Source organism: Parabacteroides sp. TM07-1AC (assembly GCF_003480915.1).
GTDB lineage: Bacteria > Bacteroidota > Bacteroidia > Bacteroidales > Tannerellaceae > Parabacteroides > Parabacteroides chongii.
Genome location: NZ_QUKD01000001.1, coordinates 962,440 through 987,801, shown reverse-complemented (window position 1 = coordinate 987,801; position 25,362 = coordinate 962,440). Strand labels below are relative to the sequence as shown.

Sequence of the window (25,362 nt, the reverse complement as noted above, 5' to 3'; positions counted from 1 at the left end):
TTTATAAGTTAAAATCCTGCGTCATCGTCTTCTTGAGTAATTTGTACCTGCACAGTCGGTGCCTGTGGTTCCGATGTGTTATCCCCGAATCCGGCAGAAGGATTGTTCTCTGTTACGACTTCTGCATCTCCGGCATCTTCAATTCCATAATCTATCTCTTGTTCTTCTTCCTCTGTTTCCATTATTGTAAACTGACCTGTACGCACTTTAGGATAGGCATCGAAAGCATGTTTAATCATTTTGTTTTCGAGAAAACCTGGATCGATCTGTCCGCCATTAGAAGTGTATAGTGCGTTGGCTTTACCGTTCTCTTTTCGTTTCGTTTGATCGTTCCATTTCGCATTAGCACGTTCGCTGTATGCCTTCAAGCGCATAATATCCCCTTCCATCAACCATTGGTAGTCTTCTGATCCATCATTGCGAACAATACGAATGAAAGCAGCTATCACCTTGGTGGACGTTCTCGGGCATTTGGCAGAATACTCAACAAACTTGACACCCTTATTGAGAGAAACGCTGAACTGATCGCCTTCATAAACAATCACAGGATTGTCTACGTATTTGATTTGTCCGGCGCGCATACGCATGGTAAGTTCTCCATAAGCTGTTACACTGACAGATGCACGTTTCTCGTATATATCTTTTCCATTGGCATCCTTATGCCCAGTTTTAACATTGCGTGGAAGTAGGTAACAATGTGGTCTGCCAGTGGGATCAAGCGATAATCCGTTTACAGCCATATCCAAGAAGCAACCATAGAGAGACATTTTACTGCAGGTCGCTAGTTCGGGGTTTTCACGAAGTAATTTCTGAAAGTTGAATACTTCCTTTTGATAGATTTGCGTACCTGCCTGTGTTCCCCAGATAGCATTATACATTTGAATGAACTTTGCTTCAACATTTTCATTCTCGACAATCTTAGTTGCCGGCAGAGCATTCAGCTCTTCTACTTTTACGATAATTTTGCTTGACATAATGATTAATTTTTAGATGGTTCGTTTGACTCTTTTTTCAATGATCTCTTGAATTTCTTGAGCTTTAATTTATACCTGATGTAGGCGTATAAATAGCCAATAAGGATGAGACCTAAACCGGCTAATATGGTAATCCACAATGGGCTCAATACCCACCACCAAGACCAGTCTATATTCTTGGTTATTTTGAGGACAATGAAAGAGATTGTAAGTAGTCCTGTTAAAAATTCCGTTACGGATGATGAACTTGATGTCTTAGACATAATGATTATGATTTATTTGTTAGTTACCATTCTTTCAATACGCAGTATGCCATGCGGATAAACCCGGCTACTGTGATAATTTGCAGGAAATATCCCTTGAGTATTCCAATGAACCCTAGAATCGCTAAGGCTATGAAAAAGGCACAGCATAGCCACCTCGATATATCTTCGAGTTCCCAAAAATCAAATTTCATCAGAATATATTTTTGAAAATTTTATTTGCCGGTAGCGCATTTCCCAGTATATCCATTGCGCTTGCGGTTTCGAGTTCGGAGCGTTTGAAGTAGTACTTCCCGCGTTTTGAATTCCCTGTCGGATAGCCGGTAATCCAGCCTTTTTTCCGCCATTCGTTGATCAATTCTTTTTTGTACTCCCGTTCAGCATCAGCGGCAGTTACTATTTCCGATAGCAGGCCTAGACCTTTCAACGTTGCAATAGTGCCAATCTTAATACTAGCGGTTACGATTTCTTCTATTTTTCTATCTTCCATTTTAAGCAATGCCGTTTACGATTAATACTTTGGGTTGTAGAGATTCGAGTCGGATTTTAGTGTAAACACCCTGCAACGCTTTGCCTGGGATGCCTTGCTTAGTTATTAATATTAAATTTCGAATTCAGATACTTCTTCAATTCTGTATCTTCTTATTCTTGATCGCCTGCCACGTCTTATATCGTCGTTATGATCTAAAGCGATCTGCAAGCAAATGATAAGAAGGAAAGAGAGAGCGACGATTGATCGCTGTAGCTGGGGAAAGTCGATGTTTAGAGCAAATGCTCTATTAGCCCACCATGCCCCGAGTTCATTAAGTTTGCTGGTTCCAGTCTTTTTATAGGCTCTATCTAGTATTACGTTGATAGTTCCGTAAGCGGTTCCAAGCCTATCGGCCATTTCCTTTTTGGCTAAACCGCAAAAGGCTAAGCCGGCGATTTGATTTTCACGCTTGGTAAGAGCTGTGTCAGCTTGCAGGTTCATGACGTAGCTTTTTCTAACCCGGCGGCTGTCTCCGCTATATCCTGCATTGCTTTAAGGTTCTCTTGTGCCATGCGGACCGCAACGGCCATCACCTTCGACTTGTAAGCTGATCTACCGGAATGTTTGGCGTTCATAATATTGTGAACCGTACCGGTTGAGCAACCAACTTCCTGAGCTATTGTTTTCTCGTAGCCAGCCGGAAGATTCGATTTGATAATGTTCAATTGATTTTCCATATACATTATTATATTATAGTTTTCTTGGTTCCCGGAAAGGCGGCGAAACCCGTCCGGGATATATGCTATTATAGATTTTCCAAAATGAACTTGTTGTCACTGTCCCAAAGAGGAAGGTCCATCTTTAGTTTACGCTTGATCATTTCTTTTTGTCCGATCACATCAATTACTTTCTGGTGAAGATCTACGTCTCCGAAACGCTCTGCGCTAATCAACATAGTACCAATCAAATCATCTATTACTTTTTTGGTTTCACTCAGCACAGCTTCTATTTGTAGAGCTTTGGCATTTTCCAGTTTGCATTCTTCGCCAACCTTACCCAAAGAGATAATTCTTTCATAGTCATCGTTATTGTACATATCGATAACATCGAGGATTTTCAGTAAAGCTGCTTTTCTTTGGGGTTTTTTACCTTCCTCGCGTCCCATTCTACCCAGTTCAAAATTGATGAACTCAATTTCATGTTTTGCTTCTGCGATTGCAGATGAGAATGCTTTGCTTGCCATTTCGTGTTGTTTTTTTAGAGTAAATAATCTATTTTGCTTATTTTGTGTCCGTTTTATTTTGCGGATACATCCGTATTGCATTAACTTTATAGTGCAAATGTAGAAATAAAATCTACAATAGTCTATTTGTGTAGATTAAAAATCTTCATTTTAAGAATAATTAATGTTATATGGCCGAAAGTATTAGAGATAGACTACTTCTCTTTGTAGAGTATAAAGGGTTAAGTGTGAGGGCATTTGAAGAATCCTGCGGGTTTAGTAATGGATTTGTTTCAAAGACAGGGGATACTATGCGTAAACAAAATGTAGATAAAATATCTACTGTGTATCCGGAATTGAACACGGTTTGGCTTCGAATGGGAGAAGGTAAAATGCTGAAGGAGACTTCCGGTAATGCAGTTCCTGTTGAGTGTGAGGTCGTGTCTCATCCGGATCGTGAACACATGCAACCAATACTTGATATCCGTGTTTGTGCTGGAAACGGTATAGGCTTAGAAGGTGATGAGAATAAAATCATGGAGTGGGTTTCAATTCCGGCATTCAAGGGTTGTAAAGGTATAATGGTCTTTGGTGACAGCATGTATGATAAGTACAAATCAGGCGATGTGATATTTGTACGCCCGATTGAAGGGCGCGATGATGTAGATTATGGTCAGTGTTACGTTGTCATAACTCGGGAAGATCGATATATAAAAAATCTGTACGAAAGCACTAAGGGAGATAATTATGTGACTATGGTGTCATATAATATGGAATTAAATCCTGATGGCCGTCGGAAATTCCCGGATCGTGATATCTCAAAGAATGAGATTTTGTTCCTTTATAAGGTGGCAGGTAAACTAAGAAGGAATCAATTATAAAAACAACTTAAACTAGTATTAGTATGGAATATACAAAAAAGATGACATGGGCTCAATTGAAAAAATATCAATTTGTTATGGGAGATTTGAGTCATGAATATTTTGCTGCTTATATGATGGGACAAAAATCTTTTAATGTAGGTCTCGGATTAATTAAAATCTGGGATGAAAAACTTACTGAGCAAAAAAGGAAAGATAAGGCGTTGTCTGATACTGCAAAAAACAATAATAAGGGTATTGAATATGAAAAAGATGGAAATATTAAAGCTGCAATAAGAGTTTATAAAAAGAATTTAGAAATAGGATATCCGGCTACACATTCTTATGATAGATTGATGATCATTTATAGAAAAGAGAAAAAGATTGATGAAGAAATAGCAGTAATAGATAGAGCTCTAGAGATTTTTGCATCTGATCCAAGATACGAAAAAAATATCGTAAAATGGAATGATCGTCGAGATAAAGCAGTATCCTTAAAAACTAAACTATAAATTGTAGATTATGAAAGATAACTATGACAGAACGGTTCAGCTTCGCTGTATAACATGCGGAGATGATTCTTCTTTTGAACCTAACGAAGATAAGACATATATAAAATGTACACGTTGTGGACGAGAATATTTAGGAGGTTATGACGAGCTTGTTGAATTGAACCAAGAAACCATCAATAATGAATTGGAGGATCTGAAAAATGAGGCTTTGGTGGATTTGAAAGCAGATATAAATAAAATGTTTAAAGATGCTTTTAAAGGTAATAAATCAATTAGATTGAAGTGATTTTGGATAATACTTTGGTTAGTAGTGCTTTTGTTTTTGATATAAAGGATAGGCTTTTTTTAGTATTATCAATGCTGTATGCATTTAATAGATGCAACTCAAAAGCTACGTTGTTAAGTTCCTGATGGTATTGAGGTATAATATTAATTTGTGAACCAGCCAATGCCGCTTCTAGATAATCAACAGGAGAAGATGGCTCATATCCAGCTTCAGAACAGTTGAATTCTAAATTGTATATAGTTTTTCCATTGCATTCAATTGTATGATGCATTTTCCCTGTCTTTTTATCAAACGATTTCGTTATGTGATATTCAATTGTTTTCATCGAATTGCATTTTCTTAAAATATAAAGTAAAAATGAATGATATCTTAGAAAATATAGATTGGTTTATAACCCTGTTTACTTTTATTGGAGGTATTTATATGTATGTGAGTCATACTCGTAGGTTAAATAATCAACAAAAGAAATTGAATGCTCAGCAAGAGCAGCTTAATGATCAACAAACAAAGCTAAATGAATACCAACTTCAAAAAAGCAAAGAAGAGGAGTTAGAAAAAAAGCAGGCATTAATAGAGGCTTATGTTTTTAAGACTATGGATAGAAGAGGTAATTCTGCGTGGAGAATGAAGATATATAATAAGGGAAAAGCGAAAGCATCGAATATAAATTTCGAATCGGAGTCATTAGAAATGGATAATTCTATAAATCTATTGATTGCTGATAATACGTTGCCTATTCCAAGTTTACTTCCTCAGGGAAGTGTTGAGTTTGCTGTTATTTTGTGTACAGGGCACAAGCTATCACATAGGTTTAAATTCACCTGGGAAGATGAGTCGGGGATAGATCGATCGCAGGAACAAGATGTAATATTTCAATAATATAAAGATAGTATCACAAACTTTAAATCATAAGGAATGGAAGAAGTTGAAAATAATAAAAATAGTATATTTGAAAGGGAGCCTATACATATAAATAATGTTATGAAAAAAGCTCTTGAATATCTTGAATATGTTTCAAATAAAAAGGATGGTATTGGTGGAATAGCTTCTGGGTTTAGTTCAATAGATGAAATTACCCAAGGTTGGCAAAATGGTAATCTTATAGTAATTGGAGCTCGGCCTGCAATGGGGAAAACATCTTTTCTTTTGTCCATGATGTTAAATATGGTTTTAGATCAGAGTATGCCTATTCCTGTTGCTTTGTTTTCTCTTGAAATGAGTGATGCTCAAGTTACAAGTTGTCTTATTTCGAATTTATGTGAAATACCTAATCAGAAAATCAGAAATGGACATATGGAACCATATGAATGGGAAACGATGGATTCTGAAATTAAAAAATTGCATAATGCCCCTATTTATATTGATGATACCCCACGTTTAGATATTTATCAATTTTGCGAAAAGGCAAAGCGCTTGGTAAGAGAGAATGGTGTAAAAATTTTATTTTTGGACTATTTGCAACTGCTAATTGTTAATGATAAATATTATGATAATAGATATTTAGAGTTAAATTATATAACGAGGCGCTTAAAGGCATTAGCTAGAGAATTAGATATTCCAATAATAGTTGCGTCACAATTAAATAGAAATATCGAAGATAAATCACGATATGGGGCAGAAGGTAAGAGACCTCAATTGACGGACCTGCGTGATAGTGGGACTATTTGTGATGATGCAGATGTTGTATGTTTTATTCATCGTCCTGAGTACTATAAGATAACAGAAGATGAACGTGGAAATTCTTTGATAGGATTGGCTGAGTTTATTGTTGCAAAACAGCGTATGGGAGGGACGGGAGATGTTCGATTAAAATTTGAGGGAGCGTTTTCTAAGTTTAGTGAAATAGAAAAGACTAAATTGGATTTTGGCATAGAAGGTCTTCGTTCTATTGTAGATACAGGAGAAGTTCCTTTTTGATAATACAAATAATATATGATTTTTTTAATCATGGAGGTTTCACTGCTCAGGAAGAATTTCTTCGAGCCAACCTTGAAAAGCTGAACCTAGAGCTTCTTAAGTTATCAAAAGATATAGAGCCATCAAAATTGGAAACGATAAGCTCAATAACAGCGATCGCTAGTAGTGTCGCTACGACATTAGGGTTGTTTAAATAAAAAAGAGTTATGAAAATATATCAATATACATCAATTGAAAATTTGGCACTTATCTTGAAAAGTCAAAAAATCAGATTTACTAAATTAGATTATGTTGATGATGTGGAAGAGTCGGCAATGTATGATCGTGTATTATTCGGAAAATATACTTTTGTTTCTTGCTGGACTGAAGATAAAGATGAAAATATCGCTTTGTGGAAAATGTATACTCCTAATGGAAGAGGGGTTAGGATTGAAATCGATGAAGATATGTTTCTTAAAACATCTGAAAAAATACATCAACTCAAAATAGGAAAATTAGAATTTATTAATGGCTCCAATCCTATTTTATCAATAGATCAAATGGTTAATGAGGATTTTTTTATAATGCCTTATTGTAATAACGACCCATTTTTGAAGAAAGTAATTTATCGTGATAATCCGCGAAGTGAAGTGGAAAATATTATAAGTGACAAATATGGGAAGAGAGAGATTCATTTCGATAAAATAGGGATATACAAACATAAAAAATGGGAATTTCAAAAAGAATGTAGATTTATTTTACATATATATCCGTTTAAGAAGTCAGATTTTGAATCTCCCAATGCTAATTGTTTAATACATGATGCGCTTGTGAGTGGAAAAGAACTTGGATTTAATCATCATGATTTAGCCCTAGACCCTGAGAAGCTTAAAAATATCTCTATAAGATTAGGACCTTTGACCACTGAGGCAGAAGAAATAATTGTAAAATCTCTAATAAGTGTATATGCTAAAAATGCAAAAATAGAAAAGAGTAATGTAAAATTACGAAAATAATTATTTTGCGATAAAATGTAGATATTAAAAACAAATATTATGAAACATATATGTATACTTCGTTTTGATGAAGAAGTATACATATATATCAGATAATTATTATTTTAATAATGTTTTAAATTTAAACAACTATGACACAGTTTATTAAAGCAAAGTATGTGGATGACGGAGAAGAACGCTTCGTTAATTTAGATCTAGTTTCAACTATTAAAGAAACTGAAACGGAATATTTACTCAATCTTTTTGGTAATACTTTGTCAGTAAAGAAAGATTGTAAACAGATTGCCGACCTTATCAAAGGGCAATCCTGACCGGTATAGGCTCTTTCCAATCTCTATGTACGAGTGGAGATGGAGAGGGCTCTATAAAATGCTCAATTTTTACAGATTCCAGTACACGTACCCCTAAAAAGTGATATGTGGTTACGGTTTTTGTTTCACAAACATTACCGGATTCTTTTTTGTTGTCGATTGTTGTAATTTTTTTGAACATAGCTTTTATTCTAAAATATAAGTCACATGGAAGATAAAGACAAAATTATCGCTACTCTCCAGAGGCAGTTAAAGGATGCTGTTAGCCGGTGCAATGCCCTAGAGCAAGAAAATGCTCTCTTGACATACCAACTTGAAAAGAAGGGGGAGAAATGTCCGGCATCACGCTAAAGATAGATAAAGGGCAATCACCTACCTTTCACGAGATAATCCGGCTGTCTCAGGTATTCGAGAAGGTAACAGAGTATAAGAAGCATTACTCTGTGTCTATATCCGAAGAGGAGCTATTCCGGTATCCGGATCAGGTTCAAAAAATCGTCAATCTTATTTCCTTTCTTCAGGAGGAAGAGTGGTTTAATATTCCGGATTATGGGACTGATGCCTGGGCTGATTGGATGATAGACCTGCATCTAAGTAAAAATAAGAGGAAGTGATCGTATTATAAGGTATTTAATAAAAGTCAGAGAATATTTTGAGAGATTGGATAAAAAAACTATATTTGCGCACCATTTACTGGGGTAGATGGTTAAACAGGGTGTTGCGCAGTCGGTATGCAAACTCAAGATCTTTGATAATTTATTGAATACTTCAGATACGAAATCTGTTATTCTGCTTTTTGAAGTTGTATTTTGTTGAAAAAATGCAATCAAAAAGCATAATAAAAATAATGTAACTTTTAAATATCTGTTAGATATTGTACATGATTTCGTTAAGAAGCTAGAAATTAGCAAAATACAAGCTGTGTTCCCTTGCTTTGGGAGCAGGGGGTCCCAGGTTCGAATCCTGGTACCCCGACAGAGGAAGAGAATCAACGTATGTTGGTTCTCTTTTTTATTTAATTCAATTTATTTTGGCATTGGCGGATTCTTTTTCTTATAGTTTTTTGCATTTATACTGTCATACTATCATTAAAACATTTTGATCCTTGAATATCAATATGTGTATTGATGATGGTTGTTCGGGATAACTATCATGGCAACTATCACTACTATCATTTTTTCGTCAGGACTATTTCTTTTTTTAATAACATTACTACTTATTTATTGCAGAATAGGCGGATTTCTTTTCTGAGACCCCCATTTTATCCCTTTTCACACCTGGGTGTGGACGATGCAGAGACCCGGGTGTGAAGGGAGCCGACACCCGGATCTCAATAAGAATATCTCCTTATCTTCCTGAAAATTAGTGGTATGCTATGTGATAAAAGACAGGCATCTTCGTGATAGTGTGATAGTACTATTTTCGTGTATCATCTCTACTATCACAGGCGTGTATATAATGAATATCAATTAATGTAAGAAGAAAAGTGATAGTGTGACAGTTGTTTCTTGTTCATCATGATATGTCTATTTAATTCGCTTCTTCAGTTTTTCTTTTAATTTCAATGAAATTATTATAGTTAATGAATATAGTATTATCTTTGCAAACCGGCTGCGTGTAAAGTATAATCATATTTTACAGATACTCTGTATGCATACTTTTGATTCATGAAATTAAAACAAATAAATCTTATTTAAGATGTATAGAACAAGAACATGTGGAAACTTGCGCCTGGCAGACGAAGGTCTGGTGGTTACTTTAGCCGGATGGGTGCAGAGAACTCGTAAGATGGGCGGTATGACATTTGTCGATCTCCGTGACCGTTATGGTATAACCCAGTTGGTATTCAACCAGGAAGTGGATGCCGATCTTTGCGAAAAGGCAAACAAACTGGGACGCGAGTATGTTATTCAGGCAACAGGTACGGTTAGGGAACGTTCCAGTAAGAACAAAAATATCCCGACTGGCGATATCGAACTGATCGTTTCGGAGATGAATATACTGAACGCGGCGGCTACTCCTCCTTTCACAATCGAAGACGAAACGGACGGGGGCGATGACCTGCGTATGAAATACCGTTATCTGGATTTGCGTCGTAACGCAGTTCGTAAAAACCTCGAATTGCGCCACCGCATGGCTTTTGAAGTTCGTAACTATTTGGATAAACAGGGATTTTTGGAAGTGGAAACTCCGGTACTGGTCAATTCGACTCCCGAAGGTGCACGTGACTTCGTGGTTCCTTCACGAATGAATCCGGGACAGTTCTATGCATTGCCACAGTCTCCGCAGACCTTGAAGCAGCTGTTGATGGTGTCTGGCTTCGACCGTTATTTCCAGATCGTTAAATGTTTCCGTGACGAAGACCTGCGTGCCGACCGTCAGCCGGAATTTACACAGATTGACTGTGAAATGAGTTTCGTTGAACAGGAAGATGTGCTGAATATCTTTGAAGGTATGGCAAAACATTTGTTCAAGGTGATTCGTGGTGTCGAGATCAAAGAGCCGTTCCTGCGTATGAGCTGGCACGATGCAATGAAATATTATGGTAGCGACAAGCCCGACTTGCGTTTCGGTATGAAGTTTGTCGAATTGATGGATGTCATGAAAGGCCATGGCTTCTCTGTATTCGACGATGCGGCTTATATCGGTGGTATCTGTGCCGAAGGGGCAGCGACCTATACACGCAAACAGTTGGATGCACTGACTGAATTTGTAAAACGTCCGCAGGTAGGAGCAAAGGGGATGGTATATGCCCGCGTGGAAGCCGACGGAAACGTGAAATCGAGTGTGGATAAATTCTATACACAGGAAACTTTGCAGCAGATGAAGGAGGCTTTCGGTGCAAAACCGGGCGACCTGATCCTGATTCTTTCCGGCGACGATGCGATGAAGACACGCAAACAGCTTTGCGAATTGCGTCTTGAAGTGGCAAGCCAGTTGGGATTGCGCGATAAGAATAAGTTCGCTTGTCTGTGGGTTGTTGACTTCCCGCTGTTCGAGTGGAGCGAAGAAGATCAGCGTTTCTACGCTATGCACCATCCGTTTACATCTCCGAAACCGGAAGATATTCCGTTGCTGGATACGGATACCGGAGCTGTACGTGCGAATGCTTACGATATGGTTATCAATGGTGTTGAAGTGGGCGGCGGTTCTATCCGTATCCACGACAGCAAATTGCAGGATAAGATGTTCCAGTTACTGGGATTCACTGAAGAGAGAGCACAGTCTCAGTTCGGCTTCCTGATGAATGCTTTCAAATATGGAGCACCTCCTCACGGAGGTCTGGCTTATGGCCTGGACCGTTGGGTTTCGTTGTTTGCCGGTCTCGATTCGATTCGCGACTGTATCGCATTCCCGAAGAACAACTCCGGTCGCGATGTCATGCTTGATGCACCGTCGGTTATCGACGATTCGCAGCTGGATGAATTGTGCCTGAAAGTAGACGTAAAAGAATAATTTATTGCTTATGATACGGATAAAGGATGTACTGAAAGAATTAGAGCAATATGCTCCGTTGCCATTGCAGGAAAGCTTTGACAATGCAGGTGTACAGGTTGGCGATGTAAACCAGCTTGCAACCGGTGCGCTTCTGTGTCTCGATGTCACCGAGGAGGTGGTGGACGAGGCGATAGAACTGGGGTGTAATCTGATCATTTCCCATCATCCTTTAGCCTTTAAAGCGTTCAAGTCATTGACAGGCTCTACCTATATTGAGCGCTGCATGATGAAAGCCTGCAAGTATGACCTGGTGATCTATGCCGCTCATACCAATCTCGATAATGCAGCGGGCGGAGTGAATTTCCGTTTGGCAGAACTGATCGGTTTGGAAAACGTGCGTGTGCTGAGTCCTCAGAAAGGGGCTTTGCTTAAATTGGTTACATTCGTGCCCGAAGCGTATGCCGAACTGGTACGGACTACCTTGTTCAATGCGGGTGCCGGAACTGTAGGAGCTTATGATTCATGTAGTTTCAACCTGGCAGGGAACGGAACTTTCCGTGCCGGCGAAGGTGCAAACCCGTTCTGTGGTGAAGTAGGGGAGTTGCATGTCGAACGTGAGATCCGTATCGAGACGATATTGCCTGCTTTCCGTAAGCCGACGATCACACGCGCTTTGCTTTCCGTTCATCCGTATGAAGAGCCGGTATTCGATTTCTACCCGTTGAGCAATACCTGGGAACAGGTCGGTTCGGGCGTCGTGGGCGAGTTGCCGGAAGAAGAGGACGAACTGGCTTTCCTGCAACGGATAAAAGACCTGTTTCAGGTTGGTTGCGTGAAGCATTCAGCCTTTACGGGTAAACCGATACGCGAGGTGGCGTTATGTGGCGGCAGCGGCGCGTTCCTGGTGAAAGACGCGATTGCCTATGGTGCGGACGTATTCATTACGGGGGAGGCCAAATACAATGACTTTTATGATGTAGAAGATCGTATTCTGCTGGCTGTAATAGGTCATTATGAATCCGAAGTATGTACAAAAGACATCTTTTATAACATAATATCGAAAAAATTCCCTACCTTTGCCGTACATTTTTCGAATGTTAATTCAAACCCGGTAAAATATTTATAGAATGGCTACAGATAAACAATCAGCTGAAAAAGAGTATACAGTTGAAGAAAAGCTTTCTACGCTTTATCAACTTCAGACGATGATGACTGAGATTGATAAGATCAAAACGCTTCGTGGAGAGCTTCCCCTGGAAGTTCAGGACCTGGAAGATGAGATTGCAGGATTGGAAACCCGTCTTCAAAACTATCAGTCGGAGATCCAGGATTATGAGAATGCTGTTGTTGAACAGAAACACAGAATTACAGAATCTACCGGACTGATCGAGAGATATAAATCGCAACTGGATAACGTGCGCAATAACCGTGAATTTGATAACCTGTCAAAGGAAATCGAATTCCAGGGACTTGAAATCGAATTTTCTGAAAAGAAGATCCGCGAATTCGGTGAGTCGATTAACCATAAGAAAGAAGAGATCTCCCAGCTCTCTGAAAGACTGGATGGCCGTAAGGCTGACCTGGTTCAGAAGAAGAGTGAATTGGAAGAGATCATTTCTGAGACTAAGCAGGAAGAAGAAAGATTACGTGAAAAGGCTAAAAAGTTGGAAACAACGATCGAGCCTCGTTTGCTTACTGCTTTCAAACGTATCCGTAAAGGTGCCCGCAACGGTTTGGCGGTCGTTTATATCCAGCGTGATGCCTGTGGTGGTTGCTTTAACAAGATCCCGCCCCAGAAACAAATGGATATCAAGTTGCGTAAGAAAGTGATCGTTTGCGAATACTGCGGACGTATCATGATCGACCCGGAACTGGCAGGTGTAGAAGAATAAATACTGATACAGTAGATAAAAGCTTGTGGCTTTAGCTGAATGATAATATGTTTGGCTAAAGCCATAATTTTATATGGCAGATGAGAAATATTGTTCGTGCATATATAGAGAAGCAGCAGCTGTTGTCTGCTGACAGGCCTGTGCTGGTTGGACTGAGTGGAGGAGCTGATTCGGTTGCTTTGCTTGCTTTGCTTGTGCAGTTGGATTTTCCATGTATTGCTCTCCATTGTAATTTCCATCTGCGTGGCGATGAATCTGTGCGTGATGAACGGTTTGCCGAAGATATGGCATGCAGGCTGCATGTGCCTTTCCATAAAATAGATTTTGATACGACTGCCTATGCGGCGGAACATCATCTTTCTATCGAGATGGCAGCCCGTGAACTGCGTTACAGTTGGTTTGAAGAAATGAGGCAGCGCTGGGAGGCACAGGCTATTGCTGTGGCGCATCATCGTGATGATAGTGTGGAAACGGTGTTGATGAACCTGGTGCGGGGGACAGGGGTCCGTGGACTGGGAGGTATCCGTCCGAAAAACGGGTATGTGGTGCGTCCGTTGCTGACGGTCAGCCGCAGCGAGATACTGGACTGGCTGGAAAAACAACAGTTACCCTATGTTACCGACAGTACCAATCTTTCGGATGCTTATACACGTAATTTTATCCGTCTTCGCGTACTTCCTTTACTGGAGGAATTGAATCCCTCCGTACGGTCGGCGATAGCGCGTACAGCCGATCATTTGGCAGAAACTGAAACCATCTACCTGCATGTGGTAGAGAAAGCCCGCCGGGAACTGATGGAAGCGGGGAGCCGTATCCCGATTATCCGTTTACTTCGGTATCCTTCGCCTGCAACAATCCTCTATGAATTGTTGAAGCCGTATGGTTTTTCCCGTCAAGTAGCCGATGATGTATTCCGTTCATTGGAGAAAGAGTCGGGTAAAATGTTCTATTCATCCGATTATTGTTTATTGAAAGATCGTGAATATCTGCTGCTGGAACCGAGAAAACAAGAAGCCGTTGTGGAATATGTGTTTACGGCGGAAGATATTTTGGAGGATATCTGGCGTGGTCCGATTGAACTTTCTTTCTTTAAATCTGTTATTACTAATGACTTCTGTATCCGGAAAGATAAGCATATCGCTTATTTCGATTACGACAAACTCTCTTTTCCCCTGACATTGCGTAAATGGAAAGAAGGGGACTGGTTCATTCCTTTTGGGATGAAAGGCCGTAAGAAATTGAGTGATTATTTTTCCGATCATAAATTCAGTCGTATGGATAAGGAGCGGACGTGGCTTCTTTGTAGCGGTGAAAACATTCTCTGGATTGTGGGAGAGCGCTCCGATAATCGCTTCTGTCTCGACAAAACGACTAAGAGTGTGCTAATTGTGAATTTTTTTTCGACAAAAATAACAGAATAACTAAAAATCTTTATACATTTGCAAAGATTTACTCCGCAGATGTGTTACTAATGATTCAAATTAGCTAAACAATCCGGTTTTTACATTGAAATTTTTATTATCAAAAACTATTAAGATACAATGATAGCGGTAAGCACGTGTTGTACAATCTTTGATCGTGTGCCGTTTTTATTACTCACTTCTCAATATGCAGAAATATAACATTCTAGAACTAAATGAAAAACTCCTTCCTGAATTGCAGAGTATAGCGGAAGAGTTAGGAATTAAGAAGATAAGTTCTTTGAAAAAAGAAGAACTTGTTTATCGTATTCTTGATGAACAGGCTATCTCATATGCAGGTTTACAGGCAGAAAAGGAGAAAGAAAAAGAAGCTAAGAAAGCTGAAAAGCAGACGAAAGCAAAGAAGCCTTCTAAAACGGCGGTAGCGAAAGCTCCGAAAACCGAAAGCAAATCGAAAGCTGCAAAGTCCGAAACGGCTGCGGTTGTAGCTCCTGAAGCCACACAGCCGGCTGAAGAAAAGAAAGTAGCGGTTGCCGCAGAAAAGAAGGAACAGCCCGAGCGTAAGAAAAGAGTACGCATTGAAAAGAAAGAAAAAGTGGCAGGTGCAGTTGTACCGGCTAATCAGACCGATGATGTAAAGGTTACTAAAACTCCTCAGACTGTCTCTACGGAAGTAGCTGTGGAAAAACCTTTGTTGCCGCCGGTTGTGGTTGAAGGTGCTCCCGAAGAGTTGCCGGCAGTAGAAGTTGTTCCTGAAATTCCGGCAGTACCGGTACAGAAAACAGCTGAAGTACCGGCTGTTGAAACTCCGGCAGCCAACGAACCTAAAAGAGTTGTATTCAGACACCCTGACACCAAGTCGGTTCTCGATCAACTTTTCCCGTTCTCTCCTTCACCTGCTAAACAGGAAAAAGCAGCTCCGCAACAACCTGAACAGCAGAATGCCCCGCAGCAGCCGCAACAGCAACAGCAGCAAAATGCTCCCCGTCAGAATAATAACAGACAGAACAACCAGAATAATCACAATAATCAGCGCAACAATACTAATGCATCGCAAGACAAGCAGTACGAATTTGATGGAATTCTGATTGGTACGGGTGTATTGGAAATGATGCAGGATGGTTACGGTTTTCTGCGTTCGTCGGATTATAACTACCTGACTTCTCCGGATGACATCTATGTATCACAGTCACAGATCAAACTGTTTGGTTTGAAGACTGGTGATGTGGTAGAAGGTGCTATTCGTCCTCCGAAAGAAGGTGAAAAATATTTCCCGCTGGTAAAAGTCGACAAGATCAATGGCCGTTCACCGGAAGATGTACGCGACCGTGTTCCTTTCGATCATTTAACACCGCTTTTCCCGGATGAAAAGTTCATGCTTACGGCCCGTAAAGCTCCGAAAGTATATGATAATATAGCTGTTCGTGTAGTCGATCTGTTCTCGCCGATCGGTAAAGGACAACGTGGTCTGATCGTGGCACAGCCTAAGACCGGTAAGACGATGTTGCTGAAAGATATCGCTAATGCGATTGCTGCAAACCATCCGGAGGTATATATGATCATCCTGTTGATCGACGAACGTCCTGAAGAAGTAACCGATATGGCTCGTAGCGTAGATGCTGAAGTGATTGCCTCTACTTTCGATGAACCGGCAGAACGCCATGTGAAGATTGCCGAGATCGTATTGAACAAGGCAAAACGTATGGTGGAATGTGGTCACGATGTGGTAATCCTTTTGGACTCGATCACTCGTTTGGCACGTGCTTACAACACGGTTCAACCTGCTTCCGGTAAGGTTCTTTCCGGTGGTGTGGATGCGAACGCATTACAGAAACCGAAACGTTTCTTCGGTGCTGCCCGTAACATTGAGAACGGCGGCAGCCTGACGATTCTGGCAACGGCATTGACTGAAACAGGTTCGAAGATGGATGATGTGATCTTTGAAGAATTTAAGGGAACAGGTAATATGGAATTGCAGTTGGATCGCAAGCTGTCTAACAAACGTATTTATCCGGCTGTCGATATCACTGCGTCAAGTACTCGTCGCGATGATCTGTTGCAGGATGAAAGTACGCTGAACCGTATGTGGATACTTCGTAAATACCTGTCGGATATGAACTCGATCGAAGCAATGGAGTTTGTAAAGAAACGTATGGAGCAGACGTATGACAATATGGAGTTCCTGGCTTCCATGAACGGATAATCCGGAATAAAATAGATAATAAAAAAGGGGTGCATCGATATGCATCCCTTTTTTTGTTATCCGATATTTGAAGTTCTATATTTCAGGATTCTTTTTTAGGTCTTCCGCGACGGTTTCCGTTACCGGGCTTTCCTCCCGGACGGTTACCTGGTCTGCCTCCTCCGTTGCCTTCTTTACGTGGACGTCCGCGTCCGCGACGCATGTTTCCGTATTTTTCAGGCTCGTATAGCGGTGTTTCACCAAACTTAGGATCGACGGGAATCTTGTATACTTCCTTTTCCAGGAAATCCTCGATGCGTTTGAACTGGGCTTGTTCTTCTATGCTGATAAATGTGATAGCCAGTCCTTCGCCTCCGGTTCCACGGGCTGTACGGCCGATGCGGTGTACGTAATCTTCCGGGTCGTGAGGTATATCATAATTGATTACCAGTTTGATGTCATTGATATCGATACCGCGTGAAACAACGTCGGTGGCAACCAGTATGTCGATGTGTCCGTTTTTAAATTCTTTCATCACCTCTTCACGCTGGGACTGCTCCAGGTCGGAGTGCATGGCAGCGACGTTAAACTTCATCCGTTTCAGTGTGGCTGAAAGTTCTTTTACCTTCATCTTGGAGGAGGAGAAGATGATGACGCGCTGCGGGCGGCTTTGAAGGAAGAGGTCTTCAAGTATCTTTAGCTTTTGAGGATCGTAGCAAATATAAGCTGTTTGCATGATCGTTTCGGGTGGGCGGGAGATGGCGATCTTGACTTCTTCGGGATTCTTCAGGATTGTTTTAGCTAGTGTCCGGATTTTAGGGGGCATGGTGGCAGAGAACATAATGGTCTGGCAGGTAGGAGGCAGCTGCTTTTGTACCTGCATGATGTCGTCGTAAAATCCCATATCCAGCATACGGTCGGCTTCATCGAGAACAAAATAGGAGACCTGTGAAAGGTCTACAGTTCCCAGTTTCAGGTGCGATAATAAACGCCCCGGAGTGGCGATAACGATATCGGCACCCATCTCCATTCCTCGTTTTTGTTGTTCCCAGGCTACTCCGTCAGTCCCGCCGTATACGGCTACAGCCGAAACCGGAACGAAATAAGTAAATCCTTCTATTTGCTGGTCTATTTGTTGAGCCAGCTCGCGGGTAGGAGCCATAATAACAGCGTTAACGGCATTATCCGGATGATTACCCTTACTTAATTCATTGATCAGAGGCAATACATAGGCAGCCGTCTTTCCTGTACCGGTTTGTGCACAGGCAATGATATCCTTCCCTTCTAATATTACTGGAATCGTTAATTCCTGTACAGGAGTTGTTTCCAGAAAATTCATAGCATCGAGACCGTCTAATACGGCCTCTTCCAAATCCAATTCGTCAAATCTCATCTTCTATCATTAAATTCACCGTAAAGGTAAATAATATTTGTCAAATTCTATACTAGTAATGTTGGCTCTTGTAATAAATGTCTTGTATTTTTCTATAAGCTTTGAAAATTCATATCTATCTATGGTACTGTACCATAAAAAATTAATATCTTTATGCCCATATTGGAAAAATTGCAAGTTATTATGGGAACAAATGATAGCTTTGACGGCTTTCAGAAGAAGGCAACCTTAAATGAATTAGATACTGTTCATGAGTTGCTTAACACGATATTAGATCATTTGCCTTTGGGAGTGTTTGTAAAAGATCCGGAGAATCATTACAATTATCTCTACTGGAACAGATTTATGGAAGAGATTACAGGGATTGATACTTCTCAGATCGAGGGGCATGATGACTCTGAAGTACATTATAATGCGTTAATGTCGATAGAAGAGCGGTTGGAGGTAGATAAAAATGTTATCAGTTCGGGTAAAGTGGCTGAATTTCATGGTTGGCTCAAGACAGCTTCCGGTGATACCAAATATATTGAAGTGGCCAAGTACCCGATTTCTTTAAGTAACGGAAAACCTCTGTTGCTCGCCTTGTGGAGTGATGCCACAGTAAAGCGGGCAATAGAAAAACGCCTGGAAAGTGAGCGCGATAAAGCTGAACTGGCTGATAAGTTGAAATCAAAATATCTGGCAGACATGAGTCATGAGATCCGCACACCTTTGAACGCAATAACCGGCTTTTCGGAGATGATGGCGTTTGCGGATACAGACGAAGAGCGTATGTCTTATTATGAGATTATCAAAGCGAATAATCAGTTACTCATGCAGCTGATCAACGATATCCTCGACCTCTCAAAGATTGAAGCTGATGCGATAAAGATCAGTTATGCTCCGATCGACCTGAATGAAATGATGGACACGACGTATGCTTCTATAAAACCCCGTATGCCGAAAGATGTGAAACTGATCCTCGAAAAGGGATTGGACAGATGTACTTTTGGTGCCGACTATGTCCGTTTACTCCAGTTGATCAATAATCTGGTCAATAATGCGATCAAGAATACGAAAAAGGGCAGTATCACAATGGGGTATAAATCCTTAGGCGATGGTAAGCTGAACTTTTATGTAAAAGATACCGGACAAGGAATAGCAGAGGCACAGTTACAGAATCTGTTCAACCGTTTTGTCAAAGTAAATGACTATGTGGAAGGTATAGGTTTGGGGTTGGCTATTTGTAAAGGACTTGTTACGAAGATGGGCGGCACTATCCAGGTTGAATCGAAGCTGGGCGAAGGGTCTACCTTTTCGTTCATTTTGCCTTCACATGCCTGGTGATGTTGTTTTAAAGTAATTACTTCTTTCCGTAGTAGCGTTTGTATATCTGGTCATACAGACCGCTTTTCTTGATTTGCGACAGCCAGCTGTTCAGGCTGTCGAGCAGGATAGGGGAGTCTTTGCGTACAGCCCATGATTGAAGTTGGGTGAAACTGATATCTGTATCGATATCTATTTCGGGCAGATTTTCTTTGGACAGGCGGGCTATTTGCTGGTCACATACGGCATAATTGATATCCCCTTTGGCTACCATGATAGCCAATTGTTCACTGGAATATAGTTCGTCTTCCTTTACATAAATGGTATCGCCGATTTCATGTGCCAGGTTTTGCAGGCGCAACAAAGCGGGAGAGTTTTTAGGTATATACAAGGTCTTTTGTGCCAGATCGAGCTGATTACGAATCGGTTGGATACCGTTGTTGGCTTCTTTCGTACGTTGTACCAATACCTGTTTGTTGAAAACGATCGGTTCGGTAAACAGATAATTCTCTTTTATTTCACTGGTAATAGGAATGTTGCGGGCTATAACGTCGCATTGGTTATCCGATAGCTCCCTGAAACTTTCGGCAAGGCTCATTTCCAGCTGGGTCTGTACTTCCAGTCCCGAGAGGGCGGCAATCGCTTGGCTCAGTTCGTATTGGAAACCCTCAATAGTATCGCCGGCTATATAGTAACCGGATTGATTATATTCGGTTACCATTCGGAGGATACCCTCCTCCTTGATTTCCGGATAATCCCTCGGAGCGACAGGTTCTTTTTTGTACGGCCATAAACGGAACATGACTATCAGTATACATACCAACAGGATGATATAAACAACCAGCAACTTCCGGGATTTCATACGACTTAGTTATTAAATGTAACAGCAATACCCATTTTCAGCACCATCGGATTCAACGGATAGTGTGCTAGAGAGAAATAATTAGGCTCTGCAAACTTACTGCTCAGGTTATATGCCATAACGAAGAAACGAGCCTGTTTCAGGTGGAAGTTCACGTAAGCGTTGATCAACGGATAGTTGCCTACTTTTACTTCGTTCTGAACCTGGAACTGCTGGGTTGCCGGTTCGTAATACGGTGCATAATAAGCCGTGTTGTAATACACGTTGGCTCCCAGTTGAACTGTCAGTACTTTTGCCAGCTTAACGGCCAGATACATGTTCGAATAGGCGCTTAACGATGGAAGCGGAAGTACGCTTTTGTCGCTGCTCAATTGCCAGCAGGCTTCATTTTCCCATCCGAAAGCACGGAAACGGAAATCCTGTTTGATACGTGCACTGACAACCTGCAGGTTGCTTCCGTGCTGTACAGGGAATCCTTCTTTATTGAAATAAATATAGTTCTGAATACTTTCCACACCCGCTTTTAATGTCGTCTTTGAAGATTCCAGATAGACTTCACCTCCCGCATAGATTTGCTGTGTCATGTTAAAGTTCGGATTATCCCACCAAAAGTAACGGGAATGATTGTGACGCAGGTAAAAAGCCGGCGTTGTATTCTTGATGTAAGCATCCGCTTTGATGACGGCATCTTTCTTGAACAATTTGAAGCGCGTCTGCAAATCTCCGGTCACACGAAATTCACCGACATCGCTACCGACCATACACAGTTCACCCCGCGCATTATAAGTCAGGATACTACCCTGGCGTTTGGAGAGTTCCGCTCCGACATAGGTGGAAAATTCATCATAGATATCCGCTGTCGGTAGATTTTTCAGATCGACATTATCGACAGAGAAGTAGGGGCCTCGTCCGTATTCGCCATAATCGATTCCCTCAATTTTAGGCTCCAGTTTGAACCGGCGCTTTTCCAGTCGGACGAAAGCTGTCAGACCGAATTTTACCCAGTCCTGGAAACCTTCCCGCAACGAAAGACCGATCGTATTCTTCAGATTCCAGGAAGATGTCTGATCATCGAGTGTAGCCCCCAATCCATAGATGCGTGGAAAACGCAAACCATTGTCATCGACTATGTAAGACGAATCCATCAGGGCGGTATTGTCTGCAATGAAACGGCGGCGGTTATCTTCGTAATCGATCGTATGGATGATGCTGGATACCGGGACGAACATTTCTTTCGGATTCCCTTCTTCATCTGTTTCTTCCAGTTCACGAGTGAAGCCGAGGTTATATCGCTGGGTCAGGAAATATCGTTTTCCGCGTACACGGTTCCACGCATTTGTCAGATAACGGATATCATATGACTTGGTATCGGACGGACGTCCCTCCGGAAAATATTCGTCAGGATGGTTGATGGTAGAGTCATTATCCAATCCTCCGTTCTCGTAATTGACAAAGTTGAAGTTGCTTAATGAAGCATGCAATTCGTAACGATCGGTCTGGTAACTGCCGAAGAAACGGTAGCTTAATAGTTTGTTACCGTTGTTTTTATAATGCCCGCGACCATAAATATAATCGATATCGCCACCCACATTGATCTTCTTGCCGAAGTTCATTGTCATAGTCCCTTTCAACTGCTCCTCCTTGTTGGTACTACCACCTGCGGTAGTATACATAATGTTGGTGTAAGGGATTTTAGTGTTGTAGAAATAGGCATTTTCGGGTGTTGTGATATAATAGTCATAGGCATCCGCAAAGATGAAATCACGTGCCTCTTGCCGTTCGGAGAATATTTTGGTTTGTGCCGGAGAACCCAGGTTTGCCAGATAACCGATGGCAAGCGATTTGCTTTCAACCAATGTCGAATTACTGAAATTCAGTTTGTTTGTATCCAGTGGCGCTACATACGGTTCACCTAAAAAAGGAGTGAGCCGATAAGCCGTGATACGTTTGGAATTTAAAGCGGCGCTGTCTGCGACCAACAGGCTGTCCGGTATCTCTTTCTGTGATGATGTCAGGTTCGACAGGGAGAAGCCCCCACGTCTTCCTCCACCTCTCTGATCTGCCCGGCCACCTTCGCGCTGTGCCTGAACGGTTACGGCAGATACTATCAGCAACAATAATATGTATAAGCAATGCTTCATGGGTTGCAAAGATAAAACAAAAGGGCATTTCTACGAAAGAAACGCCCCTCTTTATATTCTTTTTGCAAGATTACATTTTCTGTATGATCTCCATGCCTTTCTTTATGGCAGCTTCGTTCATCGGGATCAACTTGTGATGACGTTCGGGCAGGGACTTCTTCAGGCCCAGCAGGACGTTTTCCAGTTTCACCATCGGAACGATCTTCAGCAAACCGCCCAAAATAAGCATGTTGAATGCTTTTTCATTCTTCATTTCCGTAGCCGCATCCATGGCATCTACCCGATAGATGTTGATGTCGGAGCGTTTAACCGGCGTATGAATACCATAGCCGTCATAGATCAGGATACCACCCGGCTTTACCTTGCTTTCGAACTTATCCATAGATGGCTGGTTCAGTACGATGGCGATATCATATTCATTCAAGATCGGAGAGCTGATAGGATCATCGCTCAAGATCACTGTCACGTTGGCTGTACCGCCACGTTGTTCCGGTCCGTATGAAGGCATCCAGGTCACTTCCTTGCCTTCCATCAAGCCTGAATAAGCAAGTATCTTACCCATCGACAGAACACCTTGTCCACCAAAGCCTGCTATAATTATTTCTTGTTTCATGTCGTTTTTGTATTTACTTATTCTTTGTTCTTCAAGTCTCCCAGTGGATAGAACGGGAACATGTTCTCTTCCATCCATTTGTTTGCTTTTTCAGGAGTCATCTTCCAGCCGGATGAACAGGTGGAAACGAATTCGACAACTGAAGTTCCTTTGCCGGCCATCGAGTTTTCAAAAGCTTTGCGAAGCATCTTTTTCGCTTTACGCACGGCAGCAGCAGTCTGTACACTCTGGCGCGTAACCAGGCAGGTACCTTCCAACTGGGCCAGCAGATCGCCGATCTTCAGCGGATAACCGTTGAGAGCGATGTTACGTCCGTAAGGGCAAGTCGCTGTCGGCATCCCTTCGAGGGTAGTAGGAGCCATCTGACCACCGGTCATACCATAGATCGCATTGTTCACGAATACGATTACGATGTTTTCACCGCGGTTGGCAGCATGGATAGTTTCGGCTGTACCGATAGCGGCGAGGTCGCCGTCGCCCTGGTAAGTGAAGACCATCTTTTCCGGATTCAGGCGTTTGATCGCTGTTGCGATGGCAGGTGCACGTCCGTGAGCAGCTTCTTCCCAGTCGATATCCAGGTAGTTATATGCGAATACGGCGCAACCCACCGGAGAGACACCGATTGTTTTTTCTTCCATTCCCATTTCGGCGATCACTTCAGCGATCAGCTTGTGTATCACACCGTGGCTGCAACCGGGACAGTAGTGCATGGGATTGTCGTTCATCAATTCCGGCTTTGTATAGACCAGATTCTCCGGTTTAATTATTTCGTTGAGTTCCATAATTGTTGCTTAATTAACTAATAAATCTCAGTAGATATTGAACAAGTCTGAAGCATACGGCAGCCCCTCCGCAATAGAGGAATACATGACGGTCGTCGACTGCAAAATAGCAAACGATCGCTGCTGCTGCCAATACCATGAACAGGATTGTCAATATGCTGTCTGTTTTACTTCCGCGTATCATAGAAATTAGAATAACTTTTCTTTTAACGCGTTCAGTACTTCATCCGGAGTAAACACGATACCACCCAGGCGGCCGAAGTGTTCAACCTTTACTTTTCCGTTAACAGCCAGGCGGATATCTTCCACCATCTGGCCGGCATTCAATTCGACAGAAAGCATACCTTTCACCTTGTCGGCATAGGCGGCAATTGCTTTTGTCGGGAACGGCCACAACGTGATCGGGCGCAACAAGCCGAGTTTGATACCTTCTCCGCGTGCGATCTCTACCACTTTTTGGCAGATACGGGCAGAAGAACCGAAAGCAACCAGCAGATATTCCGCGTCGTCGCACTGGAACTCTTCGTAGCGTACTTCATTTTCTTCAATCTTACGGTATTTAGCCTGGAAGCGAAGGTTGTTTTCTTCCATCTTCGCCGGATCGAGTTCCAGTGAAGTGATCACATTGGCTTTACGATTTTTCGTTTTGCCTTGTACAGCCCACGGACATTCGGCGATGATCTCTTCTTCTGTCTTACGCGGACGGAAAGGAGGCATAACCACTTTTTCCATCATCTGGCCGATGATACCGTCGGCAAGGATAATAGCCGGATTGCAATATTTGAAAGCGAGGTCGAATCCTAATCCGACAAAGTCAGCCATCTCCTGTACGGAAGAAGGAGCGAGGGTGATCAGGCGATAGTCGCCGTGTCCGCCACCTTTCACTGTCTGGAAATAGTCTGCCTGGCTCGGCTGGATCGTTCCCAAACCGGGACCGCCACGCATGACGTTTACAATTAAACAAGGCAGTTCAGCACCTGCGATATAAGAAATACCTTCCTGTTTCAAGCTGACACCAGGACTGGAAGATGAAGTCATTACACGTTTGCCTGTACCGGCACCACCATACACCATGTTGATAGCTGCTACTTCACTTTCGGCTTGCAGTACTACCATTCCGGTTGTTTCCCACGGCATTTCGGCCATCAGGGTTTCCAGGATCTCCGACTGCGGAGTGATAGGATATCCGAAGTATCCGTCTACACCGTAGCGTATAGCTGCATGGGCGACGACTTCGTTTCCCTTCATTAATTTGATCTCTTCTGCCATATTTGTTTTATATTTTTACTTTGTAGATGGTTAAACAGCCGTCGGGACAAACCAATCCGCAACTGGCGCAACCGATGCAAGCATCAGGGTTTTTCATGTACACATAATGGTACCCTTTGTTGTTCACTTCACGCGGGTGTAATTCCAGTACATCGCTGGGGCAGGCAACTACGCATAAGTTGCACCCTTTGCAGCGTTCCTGGTTAACAACGACCGCTCCTTTTATCTTTGCCATAGTATAACTAATTATGT

General features: G+C 41.8%; 29 protein-coding genes. 14 read left to right on the top strand and 15 right to left on the bottom strand.

The window, feature by feature from the left end:
• Nucleotides 1-8 precede the first annotated feature (8 nt).
• From DXD68_RS04145 to DXD68_RS04120, 6 genes are all read right to left on the bottom strand, one after another.
• Nucleotides 9-974 (bottom strand): recombinase RecT, encoded by a 966-nt coding sequence (locus DXD68_RS04145; protein WP_122360367.1) that lies wholly within the window; start codon nucleotides 972-974, stop codon nucleotides 9-11.
• 5 nt (nucleotides 975-979) lie between these two features.
• Nucleotides 980-1,237 (bottom strand): hypothetical protein, encoded by a 258-nt coding sequence (locus DXD68_RS24795; RefSeq protein ID WP_122360366.1) that lies wholly within the window; start codon nucleotides 1,235-1,237, stop codon nucleotides 980-982.
• Nucleotides 1,238-1,430: 193 nt separating this feature from the next.
• The gene (locus DXD68_RS04135) at nucleotides 1,431-1,727 is read right to left on the bottom strand and encodes a hypothetical protein (protein ID WP_122360365.1); all 297 of its coding nucleotides are present in this window, start codon (nucleotides 1,725-1,727) and stop codon (nucleotides 1,431-1,433) included.
• Between the two features lie 111 nt (nucleotides 1,728-1,838).
• Nucleotides 1,839-2,210, bottom strand: a complete 372-nt coding sequence (locus DXD68_RS04130; protein ID WP_122360364.1) for a helix-turn-helix domain-containing protein — start codon at nucleotides 2,208-2,210, stop codon at nucleotides 1,839-1,841.
• Nucleotides 2,207-2,446, bottom strand: coding sequence for a hypothetical protein (locus DXD68_RS04125; protein WP_122360526.1), 240 nt, complete (start codon nucleotides 2,444-2,446; stop codon nucleotides 2,207-2,209). The genes DXD68_RS04130 and DXD68_RS04125 overlap by 4 nt, the downstream gene beginning before the upstream one ends.
• A gap of 68 nt (nucleotides 2,447-2,514) precedes the next feature.
• On the bottom strand, nucleotides 2,515-2,952 hold the full coding sequence (locus tag DXD68_RS04120; RefSeq protein ID WP_122360363.1) for a hypothetical protein: 438 nt from the start codon (nucleotides 2,950-2,952) through the stop codon (nucleotides 2,515-2,517).
• Between the two features lie 170 nt (nucleotides 2,953-3,122).
• On the opposite strand from DXD68_RS04120, the gene DXD68_RS04115 reads away from it, so the two are divergent.
• The 3 genes from DXD68_RS04115 to DXD68_RS04105 are packed head-to-tail and all read left to right on the top strand — an operon-like array spanning nucleotide 3,123 to nucleotide 4,589.
• Nucleotides 3,123-3,812, top strand: coding sequence for a helix-turn-helix transcriptional regulator (locus DXD68_RS04115; RefSeq protein ID WP_122360362.1), 690 nt, complete (start codon nucleotides 3,123-3,125; stop codon nucleotides 3,810-3,812).
• Between the two features lie 23 nt (nucleotides 3,813-3,835).
• Complete coding sequence (locus DXD68_RS04110; protein ID WP_122360361.1) at nucleotides 3,836-4,303, top strand: hypothetical protein; 468 nt, start codon at nucleotides 3,836-3,838, stop codon at nucleotides 4,301-4,303.
• Nucleotides 4,304-4,313: 10 nt separating this feature from the next.
• Entirely contained in the window at nucleotides 4,314-4,589 is a 276-nt protein-coding gene (locus DXD68_RS04105; RefSeq protein ID WP_122360360.1) for an ECs_2282 family putative zinc-binding protein, read from the top strand.
• Here the strand turns inward: DXD68_RS04105 and DXD68_RS04100 are convergent.
• Nucleotides 4,576-4,914: a hypothetical protein gene (locus DXD68_RS04100; protein WP_122360359.1), complete on the bottom strand. Its 339-nt coding sequence runs from the start codon at nucleotides 4,912-4,914 to the stop codon at nucleotides 4,576-4,578. The genes DXD68_RS04105 and DXD68_RS04100 overlap by 14 nt on opposite strands.
• Nucleotides 4,915-4,946: 32 nt before the next feature.
• On the opposite strand from DXD68_RS04100, the gene DXD68_RS04095 reads away from it, so the two are divergent.
• The 10 genes from DXD68_RS04095 (at nucleotide 4,947) to rho (ending at nucleotide 16,766) form a co-directional block, all read left to right on the top strand.
• Nucleotides 4,947-5,468 carry a hypothetical protein gene (locus tag DXD68_RS04095; RefSeq protein WP_122360358.1) on the top strand — a complete coding sequence of 174 codons (522 nt, stop codon included), beginning with the start codon at nucleotides 4,947-4,949 and terminating at the stop codon, nucleotides 5,466-5,468.
• A gap of 36 nt (nucleotides 5,469-5,504) precedes the next feature.
• The gene (locus tag DXD68_RS04090; RefSeq protein ID WP_122360357.1) at nucleotides 5,505-6,506 is read left to right on the top strand and encodes a replicative DNA helicase; all 1,002 of its coding nucleotides are present in this window, start codon (nucleotides 5,505-5,507) and stop codon (nucleotides 6,504-6,506) included.
• A gap of 206 nt (nucleotides 6,507-6,712) precedes the next feature.
• On the top strand, nucleotides 6,713-7,501 hold the full coding sequence (locus tag DXD68_RS04080; RefSeq protein ID WP_122360355.1) for a DUF2971 domain-containing protein: 789 nt from the start codon (nucleotides 6,713-6,715) through the stop codon (nucleotides 7,499-7,501).
• Nucleotides 7,502-7,632: 131 nt separating this feature from the next.
• Nucleotides 7,633-7,812 (top strand): hypothetical protein, encoded by a 180-nt coding sequence (locus tag DXD68_RS04075; RefSeq protein WP_122360354.1) that lies wholly within the window; start codon nucleotides 7,633-7,635, stop codon nucleotides 7,810-7,812.
• 332 nt (nucleotides 7,813-8,144) lie between these two features.
• Nucleotides 8,145-8,426 carry a hypothetical protein gene (locus tag DXD68_RS04070; protein WP_122360353.1) on the top strand — a complete coding sequence of 94 codons (282 nt, stop codon included), beginning with the start codon at nucleotides 8,145-8,147 and terminating at the stop codon, nucleotides 8,424-8,426.
• A gap of 1,084 nt (nucleotides 8,427-9,510) precedes the next feature.
• Nucleotides 9,511-11,268 carry an aspartate--tRNA ligase gene (gene aspS, locus DXD68_RS04065; protein ID WP_122360352.1) on the top strand — a complete coding sequence of 586 codons (1,758 nt, stop codon included), beginning with the start codon at nucleotides 9,511-9,513 and terminating at the stop codon, nucleotides 11,266-11,268.
• Nucleotides 11,269-11,278: 10 nt separating this feature from the next.
• Nucleotides 11,279-12,376, top strand: a complete 1,098-nt coding sequence (locus DXD68_RS04060; protein ID WP_122360351.1) for a Nif3-like dinuclear metal center hexameric protein — start codon at nucleotides 11,279-11,281, stop codon at nucleotides 12,374-12,376.
• A gap of 1 nt (nucleotide 12,377) precedes the next feature.
• Nucleotides 12,378-13,142, top strand: a complete 765-nt coding sequence (locus tag DXD68_RS04055; RefSeq protein WP_122360350.1) for a zinc ribbon domain-containing protein — start codon at nucleotides 12,378-12,380, stop codon at nucleotides 13,140-13,142.
• A gap of 80 nt (nucleotides 13,143-13,222) precedes the next feature.
• Nucleotides 13,223-14,563, top strand: a complete 1,341-nt coding sequence (gene tilS / locus DXD68_RS04050; protein WP_122360349.1) for a tRNA lysidine(34) synthetase TilS — start codon at nucleotides 13,223-13,225, stop codon at nucleotides 14,561-14,563.
• A gap of 187 nt (nucleotides 14,564-14,750) precedes the next feature.
• Nucleotides 14,751-16,766, top strand: coding sequence for a transcription termination factor Rho (gene rho, locus DXD68_RS04045; RefSeq protein ID WP_122360525.1), 2,016 nt, complete (start codon nucleotides 14,751-14,753; stop codon nucleotides 16,764-16,766).
• An 82-nt stretch (nucleotides 16,767-16,848) separates the two neighbouring features.
• Here the strand turns inward: rho and DXD68_RS04040 are convergent, their stop codons facing one another.
• Nucleotides 16,849-18,138 (bottom strand): DEAD/DEAH box helicase, encoded by a 1,290-nt coding sequence (locus tag DXD68_RS04040; protein WP_122360348.1) that lies wholly within the window; start codon nucleotides 18,136-18,138, stop codon nucleotides 16,849-16,851.
• Nucleotides 18,139-18,321: 183 nt separating this feature from the next.
• Here DXD68_RS04040 and DXD68_RS04035 point away from each other — a divergent pair, with 183 nt between their 5' ends.
• Nucleotides 18,322-19,464 (top strand): ATP-binding protein, encoded by a 1,143-nt coding sequence (locus DXD68_RS04035; RefSeq protein WP_122360524.1) that lies wholly within the window; start codon nucleotides 18,322-18,324, stop codon nucleotides 19,462-19,464.
• A 16-nt stretch (nucleotides 19,465-19,480) separates the two neighbouring features.
• On the opposite strand, the gene DXD68_RS04030 is transcribed toward DXD68_RS04035, so the two are convergent.
• The 7 genes from DXD68_RS04030 to DXD68_RS04005 form a co-directional block, all read right to left on the bottom strand.
• Nucleotides 19,481-20,305, bottom strand: coding sequence for a transporter substrate-binding domain-containing protein (locus DXD68_RS04030; protein ID WP_122360347.1), 825 nt, complete (start codon nucleotides 20,303-20,305; stop codon nucleotides 19,481-19,483).
• Between the two features lie 5 nt (nucleotides 20,306-20,310).
• A complete protein-coding gene (locus DXD68_RS04025; protein ID WP_122360346.1) occupies nucleotides 20,311-22,446 on the bottom strand; it encodes a putative porin in 2,136 nt (711 codons plus the stop codon).
• 70 nt (nucleotides 22,447-22,516) lie between these two features.
• Nucleotides 22,517-23,059 (bottom strand): 2-oxoacid:acceptor oxidoreductase family protein, encoded by a 543-nt coding sequence (locus DXD68_RS04020; protein ID WP_122360345.1) that lies wholly within the window; start codon nucleotides 23,057-23,059, stop codon nucleotides 22,517-22,519.
• A gap of 17 nt (nucleotides 23,060-23,076) precedes the next feature.
• Nucleotides 23,077-23,841, bottom strand: coding sequence for a thiamine pyrophosphate-dependent enzyme (locus tag DXD68_RS04015; protein WP_007653276.1), 765 nt, complete (start codon nucleotides 23,839-23,841; stop codon nucleotides 23,077-23,079).
• Nucleotides 23,842-23,854: 13 nt separating this feature from the next.
• Entirely contained in the window at nucleotides 23,855-24,025 is a 171-nt protein-coding gene (locus tag DXD68_RS24230; RefSeq protein ID WP_199715370.1) for a hypothetical protein, read from the bottom strand.
• A 5-nt stretch (nucleotides 24,026-24,030) separates the two neighbouring features.
• Entirely contained in the window at nucleotides 24,031-25,110 is a 1,080-nt protein-coding gene (locus DXD68_RS04010; protein WP_122351577.1) for a 3-methyl-2-oxobutanoate dehydrogenase subunit VorB, read from the bottom strand.
• 7 nt (nucleotides 25,111-25,117) lie between these two features.
• Nucleotides 25,118-25,345 (bottom strand): ferredoxin family protein, encoded by a 228-nt coding sequence (locus tag DXD68_RS04005; RefSeq protein WP_007653280.1) that lies wholly within the window; start codon nucleotides 25,343-25,345, stop codon nucleotides 25,118-25,120.
• Nucleotides 25,346-25,362 lie beyond the last annotated feature (17 nt).

Bases quoted from the DNA above. Each gene is read 5' to 3' on its own strand.
- DXD68_RS04145 (WP_122360367.1), bottom strand. From the start codon at position 974: ATGTCAAGCAAAATTATCGTAAAAGTAGAAGAGCTGAATGCTCTGCCG.
- DXD68_RS24795 (WP_122360366.1), bottom strand. From the start codon at position 1,237: ATGTCTAAGACATCAAGTTCATCATCCGTAACGGAATTTTTAACAGGA.
- DXD68_RS04135 (WP_122360365.1), bottom strand. From the start codon at position 1,727: ATGGAAGATAGAAAAATAGAAGAAATCGTAACCGCTAGTATTAAGATT.
- DXD68_RS04130 (WP_122360364.1), bottom strand. From the start codon at position 2,210: ATGAACCTGCAAGCTGACACAGCTCTTACCAAGCGTGAAAATCAAATC.
- DXD68_RS04125 (WP_122360526.1), bottom strand. From the start codon at position 2,446: ATGGAAAATCAATTGAACATTATCAAATCGAATCTTCCGGCTGGCTAC.
- DXD68_RS04120 (WP_122360363.1), bottom strand. From the start codon at position 2,952: ATGGCAAGCAAAGCATTCTCATCTGCAATCGCAGAAGCAAAACATGAA.
- DXD68_RS04115 (WP_122360362.1), top strand. From the start codon at position 3,123: ATGGCCGAAAGTATTAGAGATAGACTACTTCTCTTTGTAGAGTATAAA.
- DXD68_RS04110 (WP_122360361.1), top strand. From the start codon at position 3,836: ATGGAATATACAAAAAAGATGACATGGGCTCAATTGAAAAAATATCAA.
- DXD68_RS04105 (WP_122360360.1), top strand. From the start codon at position 4,314: ATGAAAGATAACTATGACAGAACGGTTCAGCTTCGCTGTATAACATGC.
- DXD68_RS04100 (WP_122360359.1), bottom strand. From the start codon at position 4,914: ATGAAAACAATTGAATATCACATAACGAAATCGTTTGATAAAAAGACA.
- DXD68_RS04095 (WP_122360358.1), top strand. From the start codon at position 4,947: ATGAATGATATCTTAGAAAATATAGATTGGTTTATAACCCTGTTTACT.
- DXD68_RS04090 (WP_122360357.1), top strand. From the start codon at position 5,505: ATGGAAGAAGTTGAAAATAATAAAAATAGTATATTTGAAAGGGAGCCT.
- DXD68_RS04080 (WP_122360355.1), top strand. From the start codon at position 6,713: ATGAAAATATATCAATATACATCAATTGAAAATTTGGCACTTATCTTG.
- DXD68_RS04075 (WP_122360354.1), top strand. From the start codon at position 7,633: ATGACACAGTTTATTAAAGCAAAGTATGTGGATGACGGAGAAGAACGC.
- DXD68_RS04070 (WP_122360353.1), top strand. From the start codon at position 8,145: ATGTCCGGCATCACGCTAAAGATAGATAAAGGGCAATCACCTACCTTT.
- aspS (WP_122360352.1), top strand. From the start codon at position 9,511: ATGTATAGAACAAGAACATGTGGAAACTTGCGCCTGGCAGACGAAGGT.
- DXD68_RS04060 (WP_122360351.1), top strand. From the start codon at position 11,279: ATGATACGGATAAAGGATGTACTGAAAGAATTAGAGCAATATGCTCCG.
- DXD68_RS04055 (WP_122360350.1), top strand. From the start codon at position 12,378: ATGGCTACAGATAAACAATCAGCTGAAAAAGAGTATACAGTTGAAGAA.
- tilS (WP_122360349.1), top strand. From the start codon at position 13,223: ATGAGAAATATTGTTCGTGCATATATAGAGAAGCAGCAGCTGTTGTCT.
- rho (WP_122360525.1), top strand. From the start codon at position 14,751: ATGCAGAAATATAACATTCTAGAACTAAATGAAAAACTCCTTCCTGAA.
- DXD68_RS04040 (WP_122360348.1), bottom strand. From the start codon at position 18,138: ATGAGATTTGACGAATTGGATTTGGAAGAGGCCGTATTAGACGGTCTC.
- DXD68_RS04035 (WP_122360524.1), top strand. From the start codon at position 18,322: ATGGGAACAAATGATAGCTTTGACGGCTTTCAGAAGAAGGCAACCTTA.
- DXD68_RS04030 (WP_122360347.1), bottom strand. From the start codon at position 20,305: ATGAAATCCCGGAAGTTGCTGGTTGTTTATATCATCCTGTTGGTATGT.
- DXD68_RS04025 (WP_122360346.1), bottom strand. From the start codon at position 22,446: ATGAAGCATTGCTTATACATATTATTGTTGCTGATAGTATCTGCCGTA.
- DXD68_RS04020 (WP_122360345.1), bottom strand. From the start codon at position 23,059: ATGAAACAAGAAATAATTATAGCAGGCTTTGGTGGACAAGGTGTTCTG.
- DXD68_RS04015 (WP_007653276.1), bottom strand. From the start codon at position 23,841: ATGGAACTCAACGAAATAATTAAACCGGAGAATCTGGTCTATACAAAG.
- DXD68_RS24230 (WP_199715370.1), bottom strand. From the start codon at position 24,025: ATGATACGCGGAAGTAAAACAGACAGCATATTGACAATCCTGTTCATG.
- DXD68_RS04010 (WP_122351577.1), bottom strand. From the start codon at position 25,110: ATGGCAGAAGAGATCAAATTAATGAAGGGAAACGAAGTCGTCGCCCAT.
- DXD68_RS04005 (WP_007653280.1), bottom strand. From the start codon at position 25,345: ATGGCAAAGATAAAAGGAGCGGTCGTTGTTAACCAGGAACGCTGCAAA.